Annotated in this window: 11 protein-coding genes; 10 read left to right on the top strand and 1 reads right to left on the bottom strand. The window is 65.1% G+C overall.

Features of this window, described 5'->3' with window-relative positions:
* Positions 1 to 100 precede the first annotated feature (100 nt).
* Both ABIA90_RS01940 and ABIA90_RS01945 read left to right on the top strand, forming a co-directional pair.
* Entirely contained in the window at positions 101 to 1,033 is a 933-nt protein-coding gene (locus ABIA90_RS01940) for an N-carbamoyl-D-amino-acid hydrolase (protein WP_354117093.1), read from the top strand.
* 5 nt (positions 1,034 to 1,038) lie between these two features.
* Positions 1,039 to 1,707 carry a flavin reductase family protein gene (locus ABIA90_RS01945; RefSeq protein ID WP_354117094.1) on the top strand — a complete coding sequence of 223 codons (669 nt, stop codon included), beginning with the start codon at positions 1,039 to 1,041 and terminating at the stop codon, positions 1,705 to 1,707.
* Here ABIA90_RS01945 and ABIA90_RS01950 read toward each other — a convergent pair.
* Complete coding sequence (locus tag ABIA90_RS01950) at positions 1,704 to 2,366, bottom strand: aspartate/glutamate racemase family protein (protein ID WP_354117095.1); 663 nt, start codon at positions 2,364 to 2,366, stop codon at positions 1,704 to 1,706. The genes ABIA90_RS01945 and ABIA90_RS01950 overlap by 4 nt on opposite strands.
* Before the next feature lie 56 nt (positions 2,367 to 2,422).
* Between ABIA90_RS01950 and hydA the strand changes: the two genes are divergently transcribed.
* From hydA to nikE, 8 genes are all read left to right on the top strand, one after another.
* Positions 2,423 to 3,892 (top strand): dihydropyrimidinase, encoded by a 1,470-nt coding sequence (hydA, locus tag ABIA90_RS01955; RefSeq protein WP_354117096.1) that lies wholly within the window; start codon positions 2,423 to 2,425, stop codon positions 3,890 to 3,892.
* A 16-nt stretch (positions 3,893 to 3,908) separates the two neighbouring features.
* Positions 3,909 to 4,883: an NAD-dependent epimerase/dehydratase family protein gene (locus tag ABIA90_RS01960; RefSeq protein WP_354117097.1), complete on the top strand. Its 975-nt coding sequence runs from the start codon at positions 3,909 to 3,911 to the stop codon at positions 4,881 to 4,883.
* Position 4,884: 1 nt separating this feature from the next.
* Positions 4,885 to 5,634: an SDR family oxidoreductase gene (locus ABIA90_RS01965; RefSeq protein WP_354117098.1), complete on the top strand. Its 750-nt coding sequence runs from the start codon at positions 4,885 to 4,887 to the stop codon at positions 5,632 to 5,634.
* The gene (locus ABIA90_RS01970; protein WP_354117099.1) at positions 5,631 to 7,067 is read left to right on the top strand and encodes an NAD(P)-binding domain-containing protein; all 1,437 of its coding nucleotides are present in this window, start codon (positions 5,631 to 5,633) and stop codon (positions 7,065 to 7,067) included. Before ABIA90_RS01965 ends, ABIA90_RS01970 begins: the two co-directional genes overlap by 4 nt.
* A gap of 107 nt (positions 7,068 to 7,174) precedes the next feature.
* Positions 7,175 to 8,794: an ABC transporter substrate-binding protein gene (locus ABIA90_RS01975; protein WP_354117100.1), complete on the top strand. Its 1,620-nt coding sequence runs from the start codon at positions 7,175 to 7,177 to the stop codon at positions 8,792 to 8,794.
* Positions 8,795 to 8,822: 28 nt separating this feature from the next.
* On the top strand, positions 8,823 to 9,857 hold the full coding sequence (locus tag ABIA90_RS01980) for an ABC transporter permease (RefSeq protein WP_063984406.1): 1,035 nt from the start codon (positions 8,823 to 8,825) through the stop codon (positions 9,855 to 9,857).
* On the top strand, positions 9,854 to 10,702 hold the full coding sequence (locus ABIA90_RS01985; protein ID WP_354117101.1) for an ABC transporter permease: 849 nt from the start codon (positions 9,854 to 9,856) through the stop codon (positions 10,700 to 10,702). The genes ABIA90_RS01980 and ABIA90_RS01985 overlap by 4 nt, the downstream gene beginning before the upstream one ends.
* Positions 10,699 to 12,369, top strand: a complete 1,671-nt coding sequence (nikE, locus tag ABIA90_RS01990) for a nickel ABC transporter ATP-binding protein NikE (RefSeq protein ID WP_354117102.1) — start codon at positions 10,699 to 10,701, stop codon at positions 12,367 to 12,369. Before ABIA90_RS01985 ends, nikE begins: the two co-directional genes overlap by 4 nt.
* The last annotated feature ends 112 nt before the right edge of the window (positions 12,370 to 12,481 follow it).

The following is a 12,481-nucleotide window of genomic DNA, read 5'->3' on the forward strand; positions in this document are numbered from 1 at the left end:
CTTGGCTGGAAAAACGGCGCAAGACCGCGTTATGCTGCGCGCGCCGGCACGCCCCTCAAGCTGCGATCCCCAGCCTCACCAGGAAATCAGGAACTCGCTGATGCGTATCGTCACCGTTGCCGCCGCCCAGATGGGCCCGATCCAGAAGGCCGACAGCCGCGAGGCCGTGGTCAAGCGCATGATCACGCTGATGGATGAGGCGAAAGCAAAAGGCGCCGATCTGATCGTCTATCCGGAACTGGCGCTGACGACGTTCTTCCCGCGCTGGTATTCGGAGGACCGGGCGGACGCCGACATCTGGTTCGAGCGCGAGATGCCGAATGCGGCGACCAAGCCGCTGTTCGAGCGTGCGGCGCAGCATCAGATGGCGATGAATTTCGGCTATGCCGAGCTGACGCCGGACGGGCATCACTTCAACACCGCTGTTCTCACCGACAAGTCCGGCAAGATCGTCGGCAAATATCGCAAGGTCCATTTGCCGGGCCATGTGGACTACGACACCAAGCGTTCGCACCAGCATCTGGAGAAGCGCTATTTCGAGCCTGGCGATCTCGGCTTCAACGTCTGGCGCGAGCTGGGCGGCATCATCGGCATGGCCATCTGCAACGATCGGCGCTGGCCCGAGACCTATCGCGTCATGGGCTTGCAGGGCGTCGAGATGGTGCTGATCGGCTACAACACGCCGTCGGTGAATGCCGAGAAGAGCGAGGAGGGCGTCGAGAAGCGGCTGTTCCACAACCGTCTCTCCGTGCAGGCCGGCGCCTATCAGAACGCGACCTGGGTGGTCGCGGTGGCCAAGGCGGGTGTCGAGGACGGCCATCCGCTGTTCGGCGGCAGTCTGATCGTCGATCCCGATGGCGAGATCGTCGCCGAGGCCAAGACGGAGGGCGACGAGGTCCTGGTTCACGCCTGCGACCTCGACGCCACGACGTTCGGCAAGACCACGATCTTCAATTTTGCCCAGCATCGCCGCATCGAGCATTACGGCCTGATCACCAGCCAGACCGGCGCGGTGCCGCCGCCAGAGAAGTGACGCCGATGGCAGGCAACGGCACATCCGGCATTTCCTTGCGCGAGCTCGATCCGCGCGACCGCTACAAGCTGCTTTGCGGCGTGGTCGTGCCGCGGCCGATCGCGCTGGTGACGACGCTGGACGCGAACGGAGCGGTGAATGCCGCGCCCTTCAGCTTCTTCAATGTCTTCTCCGAAAGCCCTGCACTGATCGTGCTCGGGCTCCAGCACAAGCCGGATCACGGCCCGAAGGACACCACCCGCAACATCCATCGCGACGGCGAGTTCGTGGTTCACATGGTGGATGAGGCGCTGTCTGCCGCGATGAATGATTGCGCGGTCGATTTTCCCTCTGGTGACAGCGAGGTCGCGGCGACCGGGCTTGCGACGTTTCCCTCAGTTGACGTGAAGGTGCCGCGCCTTGCGGCTGCACCATTTGCTCTCGAATGCCGCCGTCACGTCGTACTGAATTTCTCGCCCGATCGCGAACTGCTGGTCGGCGAGGTGCTCCGGGTTCATGCCCGGGAGGGCCTCGTCGACGAGACCAACATGTATGTCGATCTCGACGCCTACCGGCCGATCGGGCGCATGTTCGGCAATCTCTACACGACGCAGCGGGATACGTTTGCGCTTGTGCGCGAGAGCCACGCGCAATGGCTCGCGCGGCAGGACGCCAAAGAGCTGAAGGACGCCTAGTGAGTCGAGAACTGCACCGTACCCAGTGCCATGGTGACGGCCGCCTGCGTCGGGTCGATCACGGCAACCCCAAGCGCGTCCTCCAGCGGACGGCGATGGCGCGCCATTCCGGCGCAGCCCATCACGATGGCGCGGGCGCCATCCTCGTCGCGCAGCGCGCGGCCGACCTCGATCATCTTCGCCAGCGTTCCTTCGCCAGACGCCGTCTCGGCAACGCTCATGTTGAGGGGGCGCTCACCGGCAAGACGTTCGGTCAGTCCCATCTGCCGGAGATAGCGCATGTGGCGCGGGATCGAGCGTTGGGCAATCGCGATGACACCGAAGGTTTCGGCACGGGCCAGCGCCGTCAGCACGCCGCACTCGGCGATGCCGAACACCGGCCGATCGGTGCCTTCGCGGCAGACCTGAAGACCGGGATCGCTGTAGCAGGCGATGACAAACGCAGCCGAGCTGTTGTCGCCTTCGACCAGCCGGCGCAGCGGCATCGCAACGCCGTCGACATCGGCCTGGCTTTCAATGCCGAAGGGACCCTCTGCCAGCGACTGGCAGACCAGTTCCGGCCCAGCCTCGAAGCCGAGCGGCTTCAGCGCCTCCTCCAGTCCTTGCGTGACCGCAGGGTTGGAATTCGGATTGATGACGAGAATGCGCGGCCGGGGCATGTTGGTCTTCCCTTGAAATGGCGATCACGTAGCTCAGGCATATCATGGAGTGCCTCATGACTGAACCCACATACGACCTGATCATCCGCGGCGGCCGCGTCGCCACCACGACCGACGTGTTCGAGGCCGATGTCGCGATCTCCGGCGAGACCATCGCAGCGATCGGCCGCGGGCTTCCGGCGGCGAAACGCGAGATCGATGCGCGCGGCAAGCTCGTGCTGCCCGGCGGCGTCGACAGCCATGCGCATATCGAGCAGTTGTCCGCGGCCGGCATCATGAATGCCGACACGTTCGAGAGCGCGACCGTCTCTGCCGCGTTCGGCGGCACCACCACGGTGATCCCGTTTGCTGCCCAGCATGTCGGCATGAAGCTGCCGCAGGTGGTTGAGGATTATCACGCGCTGGCGAAGAAGGGCGCCGTGATCGACTACGCCTTTCACATGATCATCGCGGACGCGACCAAAGAGACGGTCGAGGAGCACATTCCGGCGCTGGTGAAGCAGGGCCATGGCTCGATCAAGATCTTCATGACCTATGACCGGCTCAAGGTCGACGACGAGCCGCTGCTCGACATTCTCTTGGCCGCGCGCCAGTCCGGCGCGATGTTGTGCGCCCATGCCGAAAATCACGGCATCATCGCCTGGATGGTGAAGCGCCTGCTTGCGCGCGGCTACACGATGCCGAAATACCACGCCGTCAGCCATGCCCGCGTGTCGGAGGCGGAAGCCTTTACCCGGCTGATCGGCATGGCGGCGCTGATCGACCAGCCCATCATGATCTTCCATGTGTCCACGGCCGAAGGAGCCAAGGTCATCCGCGATTCGCGCGGGCAAGGGTTGAAGGTCTTTGCCGAGACCTGTCCGCAATATCTGTTCCTCACCGCAAACGATCTCGACAAGCCGGGCGCCGAGGGTGCCAAGTGGATGTGCAGCCCGCCGCCGCGCACGCATTCCGACCAGGAAGCCCTGTGGCAGGCGCTGTCGCTCGGCGATCTCCAGACCATCTCGTCGGACCATGCGCCGTATCGCTACGACGAGACCGGCAAGCTGCGCGCCGGTCCCAATCCGAACTTCAAGCAGGTCGCCAACGGCCTGCCGGGACTTGAGCTACGGCTGCCGTTGCTGTTCGACGCGATGGTGTCGAAAGGGCGGCTGGGCCTGGAAAAGTTCGTCGAGCTGACTTCGACGGCGCCGGCCAAGATCTACAATTTGCATCCGCGCAAGGGCTCGATCGCGGTCGGCGCCGATGCCGATATCGCGATCTGGGATCCCAATCGCGAGACTGTGATCGCCGACGAGATGATGCACGACCTCGCCGGCTACACGCCGTTCGCGGGCCGCAAGCTGAAGGGCTGGCCGGTTAGCGTTCTCTCGCGCGGCCGGGTGATCATCGACGGCAACAAGTGCCTCGCGGAGGCCGGCAGCGGCAAATTCCTGGCGCGCAGCGGCGGCGAGGCGGCAAAGCCGACGGGGCGGCTCGTCGCCGACATGGATCCCGAGCGGAATTTTGGGGCAAAACTGCTGTGACGGCGGATCGCGCGCGATGAAGATCGTCATCTTCGGCGGCACCGGCTTTGTCGGCCTCAATCTTGCCGAGGTGCTGCTCGCGCGCGGGCATGACGTCACGCTGTATGACCGCGCAGAGTTGCCGCCATCAGTGCGGCGAACTCTCACGGATTACGGCGCAGGGCTCAACGCCGTGCAGGGCGATATCACCGACGCGGACGCCATCGACGCTCTCATTGCCGCGGGCTTCGATGCGATCGTGCTGGGCGCCGCGGTGACGGCCGGCGATGAACTCGAGCGAGCGTCGACCGCGCGCGTTCTCGAGATCAATGTGATGGCGCAAATCCCGATCCTGCTCGCGGCGATCCGTCATGGCGTTCGCCGTGTCGTCAATCTGTCGTCGGCCTCGGCCTATGGCGCCGCGGGCGCGCGGGTCGAGGTTCTGGACGAGGAAACGCCTTGCGATCCGGTCTCGTTTTACGCCATCAGCAAGTTCACCTCCGAGCGATCGGTGGCGCGCCATGCCGAGCTCTTTGGCGGCGACTTCCTCAGTGTGCGCTTAAGCGCCTTGTTCGGTCCGTGGGAGCGACCCAGCTCGGTACGCGACACGCCGAGCCTCCAGTTCCAGATCCTAGCTGCGTTTGCCCGTGGCGAGCCGGCGATCATGCCCGACACGGGCATGAAGGACTGGATCTACGCTCCGGATGCCGCCGAAGCCGTGGCAATGCTGATCGAAGCCGAGCGGCCGCGCCATCGGCTCTACAACATCTCCAGCGGCGGGCTATGGCCGGCGTTGGAATGGGGCAAGACCTTTGCGGCGCTAAATCCCGGCCTGCAATGCAGGCTCGCGGCGGCCGGAGAGACGACCGCCATCAAGCTGCATGGGCGCCATCGCGCACCGCTCTCGGTCGCGCGGATGGCGGATGAGTTCGGCTGGCGTGCGCGGTTCGGCTGTGCCGAGTCCGCCGCCGCGATGAGCGGCTGGCTGAAGCAGCACAAGGAGTGGATCTGAGATGCGGCTGCAGGGGCGCACGGCCATCATCACGGGAGCAGCTTCGGGCATTGGCCGCGCCAGCGCAAAGCTGTTTGCGGAGGAAGGTGCGCATCTCGCCCTTGTCGATCGCGATGCCGCGGCCCTTCAGGAGACGTTGAGCCTGATCGGAGAGGCGACGACGCATGTCGGCGATGTCGGCGATGCCGATTTCGCCGAGACCGTTGTGAACGACGTCATCGTGCGCCACGGCCGTCTCGATATCCTTATGACCGCTGCGGGCTTCTCCTGCGGCGGCACGGTGCTGACGACGACCCTGGAAGACTGGGACGCGGTGTTCCGCGCCAATGTCGGCGGCACTTGGCTGTGGGCGCGGGCCGCAGTGCCGCAGATGCAGCGGCAGAAGAGCGGCTCGATCATCACGCTGGCATCGCAGCTTGCGATCGCCGGCGGAAAGGGCAACAGCGCCTACATCGCCGCCAAGGGCGCGATCGTCAGCCTGACGCGGACCATGGCGGTGGATTTCGCCACCGACGGCATCCGCGTCAATGCGATTGCGCCCGGCGCAATCGACACGCCGATGCTTCGCCGCAGCTTTGCCCGCCACGCCAATTCGGACGAGGTGCGCGAAGCCTCCCGCAACCGCCACGCCATGAAGCGCTTCGGTCAGGCGGAAGAAATCGCTCAGACCGCGCTGCATCTCGCGAGCGATGCGTCCTCGTTCACGACCGGCACCGTGATGGTGGTGGACGGAGGCTGGCTCGCGGCATGAGCGTCACGCTGACAGAGCTCGAAGCGGACGTTCGCGCCGATCTCGCCAGGATCGCGCATCCCGGCGCCGCGTGGCTCGAACCGAAGACCGGACCGGACGGCAAGCCTGCGCTGGATGTGCTGATCATCGGCGCCGGCCAATCAGGCATTGCCATCGGCTTCGGCCTGATGCGCTCGCGCGTCGGCAACATCCTGCTGCTCGACAAGGCCGAGGAAGGGAAGGAGGGCCCGTGGCTCACCTATGCCCGCATGCCGACGCTGCGCAGCCCGAAAGATTACACTGGCCCGGACCTCGATATTCCCAGCCTGACCTATCAGTCCTGGCACGAAGCCCGTTTCGGCAAGGAGAGCTGGCAGGAGCTGAATCTGATCCTGAGAGAGCATTGGGCGGACTATCTGCTCTGGCTGCGACGCACGATCGGTCTGCCCGTGCGCAACGGCTGCGAGCTTCTGGAGATCGCGCCTGCGTCAGACGGTCTGCTCGCCGCGCGCGTGAGACGCGCCGATGGCGTCGAGACGCTCTATGCGCGCAAGATCGTGCTGGCGACGGGGCAGGAGGGCATGGGCGACTGGATGATCCCCGAGCCGCTGCGCGATCTGCCGGAGAGCTCGGTCGCAACCGTAGCCGACGACATCGATTTCGAAAGCCTGCGCGGCAAGCGCGTCGCCGTGGTTGGCGCCGGCGCGTCCGCCTTCGACAATGCGGCGACCGCGCTCGAGGCGGGCGCGGCCGAAGTGCATCTGCTCTGCCGCCGCGCGCAGATCCAGGTGATCCAGCCCTATCGCTGGCTCACCTTTCGCGGCTTCCTGCGCCATCTCAGCGATCTCGACGATGCCTGGCGCTGGCGCTTCATGCGCAAGATCCTTGAGATGCGCGAGGGATTTCCGCAGCCGACTTACGACCGCTGCGCGCGTCACGCCAATTTCACACTGCACGAAGGCGCGCCGGTCGAGGGCACCAGGCAGACCGATGGCGGTGTCGAATTGCACACGCCACGCGGCGCCATCACCGCGGATTTCGTCATTTGCGGCACCGGCATCGACATGAACTTCGCCGGCCGCGGCGAGCTCGCCAAATTTGCCGGCAACATCGCGACCTGGGCGGATCGCTACCAGCCGCCTTCGAGCGAGCGCAACGCGCGGCTCGGTCGCTTTCCCTATCTCGCCGACGATTACGCCTTCACCGAGCGCGTGCCGGGCGAGACGCCGTGGATCTCGGACGTCCATCTCTTCGCCATCGCCTCCACCATGAGCTTTGGTCCGTCAGGATCGTCGATCAATGCGATGACGACGGCCGTTCCGAAGCTGGTGAATGGCCTGACGCGCGGCCTGTTTTGCGCCGATGTTGAACGCCACTGGGCTTCGCTCAGCGCCTATGACGTGCCGCAGGCCGTGGTTGCGCGGACCGCGCGAACAATGGAGGAATCGCGATGATCATCCATGCACCGCCGCGACGAAGCGCCTCTGCGGGATTGGCGCGCAACTTGCTTCCTTCTTGACCTGCCTTGCTGGTGTTCTCGTCGAAATTTTGGGGAAAACGAATGCGTTTTGTGTCTTTCAGGCCCGCGGCCTCAGTCCTCGCTACCACTGCGCTGTTGCTCATTGCCACCGCGCCGTCGCAGGCACAGACCAGGGCGGAGACGTTGCGCTATGTCACGGGATCAGCGGTCAACACGCTCGATCCCAACATCCCCGGCTCGACGCGCGAGTCCTTCGCGCTGAGCATGAGCACCTATGACCGGCTGGTGGCGTTCGGCCGCAAGCAGCTCAACGACAAATGGGTGTTCGATCTCGACACGATCACCGGCGAGCTCGCTGAATCCTACGACGTCAGCCCCGATGGCCTGAAGATCACCTTCCGCCTGCGTAAGGACGCAAAATTCCAGGACGGCTCGCCCGTCACGGCCGAAGACGTGAAATGGTCGCTCGATCGCTGTGTCACCGCGCCGATCCTCGGCAAGGCCCAGCTCCTGACGGGATCATTGACGTCGGCGGACCAGTTCAATGTGATCGATCCCCTCACCATCGAGGTGACGCTGCCAAAGCCCGACAAACTCGCGCTGCCGAATTTGGCGACCGTCTATCCCATGATCATCAACTCGAAGGTGGCAAAAGAGCACGCGACGGCTGATGATCCCTGGGCGACCGCATGGCTGAAGGAGCACACCGCCGGCAGCGGCGCTTACGTGGTCGAGACCTTCAAGCCGGGCGAGCAGGTCATCATCAAACGGGATGAGGCCTGGAATCGCGGTTCGGCCAACAAGCCCGCGTTCTTCAAGCGCGTGATTATTCAGTCCGTGCCGGAGCCGGCGACCCGCGCCAACCTGGTCGAGCGCGGCGATGCCGACCTCGTCGTCGATCTCCAGGCCAGCGACGTGCAGTCGCTCGAGGCCAAGGGCAAGCTCAAGGTGGTCTCGACCCCGCAGTACAATGCGATCACCTATGTCTCGATGAACAACCAGATGCCGCCCTTCGACAACGTCAATGTCCGCCGTGCCATCGCTTACGCGCTGCCCTACGACGACATGTTCAAGGCCGCCCTGTTCGGCCGCGGCGCGCCGCTGTTCGGCGCGACCTGGCCGGACGGCAAGCCGCTGAACGGCATCTATCCGTTCCAGCAGCCCGTGAAGGTCGACCTCGACAAGGCAAGGGAATATCTCAAGGCGGCCGGGCTCCCCGAGGGTTTCTCGACTACCTTCAGCTTCAACGTCGGCCAGTCCTCGACCGCTGAGCCGATGGCCGCGCTGGTGAAGGAGTCACTCGGCAAGATCGGGATCAAGGTCGACATCCAGAAGCTGCCGGACGCACAGATGTCCACGCAGATCAACGAGAAGAAGCTTCCCTTCTACACCGAGGGCATCGTAGCGTGGTTGCCGTCGACCGATTACTTCTACCGCAACTTCTACACCGGCAATCAGCGCTGGAATTACAGCTCGATCAACAACCCGGATCTTGCCGCAATCGCGCAGGAGGCGCGTTTCGAGCCGGACAAGGCCAAGTATGAGGAAGCCGGCCGCAAGCTCAACGCGATGCATGTCGATCTGATGCCGCAGATCATGCTGTGGCAGCCGAACCAGGATGCGGTAATGGCGTCGTCGGTCGAAGGCTACACCTACGAGTTCCACCGCCAGGTCGACTATCGCGACGTCAGCCGCAAGTGACATCGGACAACGAGAGGAGCTCTCAGAGGTGACGACCGGTCTTGGTGCAACCATGGTGCGGGCGGGCAGGCGGCTTCTGTCATCACTGCCGGCGCTGTTCGGTGTGCTGGTCTTCACCTTTCTGCTGATGCGCGTGTTGCCCGGCGACCCCGCGGTGTTCTTCGCCTCGGGGCCCAATGCCGGCAAGGAGGAGATCGAGCAGATCCGCAAGCAGATGGGGCTCGACAGGTCGGTGCCGGAGCAGCTCGTGTTCTATCTCTCCGACATCGGCCACGGCAATCTCGGCCGCTCCATGATGACGGGACAGCCGGTGCTGAAGGACCTGCGCGAGCGGCTGCCGGCCTCGCTGGAACTCACCTTCACGGCGCTCCTGATCGCGCTGATCGCGGCGGTACCGCTTGGCGTGGTCGCGGCCTTGAAGCCCGGCTCGATCGTCGATCACGGCGTGCGGCTGTTCTGCGCGCTCGGCGTCTGCGTGCCGACTTTCGTCTCGGGCCTGCTGTTGATCTATGTCTTCTACTATCTGCTCGGGCTGGCGCCCGATCCGACCGGGCGGATCGACGTGTTCACTTCGCTTCCGCCGCAACGGACCGGGTTCCTGTCGATCGATTTCCTGCTTGCGGGAGATATCGAGGGCTGGTGGGCGGCCTGCAAGCAGCTGATCCTGCCGGCGGTGAGCATGGCCCTGTTCGTGATCGCGCCGCTGGCGCGGATCACGCGCGCCTCGATGCTGGTCTCGCTCGGCAGCGATTTCGTCCGCACCGCGCGCTCGGTCGGATTGTCCTGGCACAAGGTGGTCGTGACCTATGCGCTGCGGAACGCGATCCTGCCCGTCATCACCATCGCCGGCATCGTGTTCTCGACCATGCTGGGCGCGAATGTCCTGGTGGAGAAAGTGTTCTCCTGGCCGGGCGTCGCTTCCTATGCGCTCGATGCGCTCCTATCCTCCGACTATGCGCCCGTGCAGGGCTTCGTGCTGCTGATGGCCAGCCTGTTCGTGCTGGTCAATCTCGTGGTCGACATCTGCTATGGCATCGCCGATCCCAGGGTGTCGATCGAATGACCAGCGCAACTCTCCGCCATTCGTTCTGGATCCTGCGCGGCAACCCGCTCACCGCCGTTGCCGCGGCCGGCGTTGCGCTGTTCGTTCTCATTGCGATCTTCGGGCCGTGGATCGTGCCCTATGATCCCGTGGTCTCCAATGTCTCGGAGGCATTGCTGCCGCCGAGCGCGGCGCATCTCGCCGGCACGGACCAGCTTGGGCGCGATGTGTTCAGCCGTCTCGTCATCGCGGCTCGCCTCGATCTTGCCATCGCCGTCTCCGCGGTCGGAATCTCCTTCGTGATCGGCGCCGTCGTCGGCGCGTTCTGCGGCTACGCCGGCGGGAAGCTCGATCGCGGCGTCGGCCGTTTTGTCGATGTGATGATGGCCTTTCCGCTGTTCGTACTGGCGATGGCGATGGTCGCCGCCTTGGGCAACCGGATCGAGAACATCGTGATCGCGACCGCGATCATCAATCTTCCGTTCTACATCCGCTTCGCGCGCGCCGAGGTCAACGTCCGCCGCAATGTCGGCTGGGTGGAGGCCGCGCGCGCCTGCGGCGAGAGCCATTTCTCGGTGGTGCTGCGCTTCCTGCTGCCCAACATCCTGCCGGCGATGGCGGTGCAGATCTCGCTCAATCTCGGCTGGGCCATTCTCAATGCCGCCGGCCTTTCCTTCATCGGTCTCGGCGTCAAGCCGCCGACGCCGGAATGGGGCATCATGGTCGCGGAGGGCGCGCGCTTCATCTCGACCGGGCGCTGGTGGCTGGTGGCCTTTCCGGGCCTTGCGCTGATGATGGCCGTGCTGTGCTTCAATCTCCTCGGCGACGGGATGCGGGACATTCTCGACCCGCGGATGCGCACATGAGCGAGGAGCTGCTAGGGATCAACGACCTCCACGTCTCGTTCTCGACGCGGCGTGGCATGGTCGAGGCCGTGCGCGGCGTGACGCTCTCGGTCGAGAAGGGCGAGATGCTCGGCCTCGTCGGCGAGAGCGGCTCGGGCAAGTCGGTCACCGGCTTCGCGACCACGCGGCTGCTCGATGCGGCCGGGCGCGTCACCGGCGGCAAGATCCTGTTTCGCGGGCAGGACGTCACAAAACTCAGGGGCGATGACCTCCGTCAGCTCCAGGGCGCCGCGATGTCGATGATCTTCCAGAATCCGCGGGCGGCGCTCAACCCGATCCGCGCGATCGGTTTGCAGATCGCGGATGCGATCCTCACGCATAAGAAGATATCGAAGGGCGCCGCGCGCGCCGAGGCGCTCGAGCTGCTGCGCGCGGTCCAGATCCGCGACCCCGAGACGCGGATGAACGCCTATCCGCACGAGCTCTCCGGCGGCATGTGCCAGCGCGTGATGATCGCGATCGCGATCTCCTGCAATCCCGCGCTGCTGATCGCCGACGAGCCGACCACCGGGCTCGACGTCACGACCCAGAAGGTGGTGATGGATCTGCTCGCAGACATTGCCGCCGCGCGCGGCATGGCCACGATCCTGATCACGCACGATCTCGGCCTCGCGGCGCGCTATTGCCGCCGCATCGCCGTGATGGAGCGCGGACGCATCGTCGAGGAAGCGAGCCCACAAAAGCTCTTCAGCGCACCGCAACACGCCTATACCCGCCGCCTCGTTGCGGCATCGCCGACCGCGACGTCGCGGATCGAGGATCTCGTGACGGAGGAGGAGCGGGAGCGGCACGCGACGATCGTCAGCAGGCCAAGGCAACAGCTCCCGCACGGGACGCCGCCGCTCCTTGAGGTGCGCAAGCTCGCCAAGCGTTTTGACCAGGGCTCCGCGGCGGTCGCGGATTTCTCGATGACGATGGCCGGCGGCGAGAGCGTCGGGCTCGTTGGCGAGTCCGGCTCCGGCAAGAGCACGACGTCGCGGATGATCTGCCGTCTGATCGACCCGAGCGAAGGCGATATCGTGTTCGACGGGCAGTCGATCGGCCATGTCGCCTCGCGCGACTTCCATCGCTCGCCGCTGCGCAAAGACATCCAGATGGTCTTCCAGGACCCGAACGAGAGCCTCAACCCGCGCTTCACGGCCTTTGACTGCATCGCCCATCCCCTGATGCGGCTCGACGGCATGCGGGCGGGCGATGCGCTGCGCAAGCGGGTGGAAGAGTGTGCGGAGCGGGTGGGCTTGCCGCTCGATCTGCTGCCGCGTTTTCCGCACCAGCTCTCCGGCGGCCAGAAGGCGCGCGTCGGCATTGCCCGCGCCATCGCCTGCCGGCCGCGGCTGCTGGTGCTGGACGAGCCGACCGCCGCGCTCGACGTCTCGGTGCAGGCGGTGGTGCTGCAACTGCTCGACCGTCTCAGGCGCGAGAACGACATCGCGCTGCTGTTCGTCAGCCACGACCTCAATGTCGTGCGCATGCTCTGCGACCGCACCATCGTGCTGCGCAACGGCGGCATCGTGGAGCAGGGGGAGAGCCGGGCGCTGTTCGATAATCCCAAGACCGACTACACGCGCAAGCTGGTCGAGGCGATTCCGCATATCGAGACCGGACCGGCACTGGCGGCCGCGCTTTGACGCCTGAACCGGTCGTAATCCAGATGAGATCCCGCTGGCGAAGGCCCGGTTAGTGGCATACCATTTGCACGCCAATGGGTTCTGGTTTCACCTGCCTTTGGCCAACGATGGC

Origin of the sequence: Bradyrhizobium sp. LA6.8 (assembly GCF_040547935.1) — a bacterium.
In the GTDB taxonomy this organism is placed as follows: domain Bacteria; phylum Pseudomonadota; class Alphaproteobacteria; order Rhizobiales; family Xanthobacteraceae; genus Bradyrhizobium; species Bradyrhizobium barranii.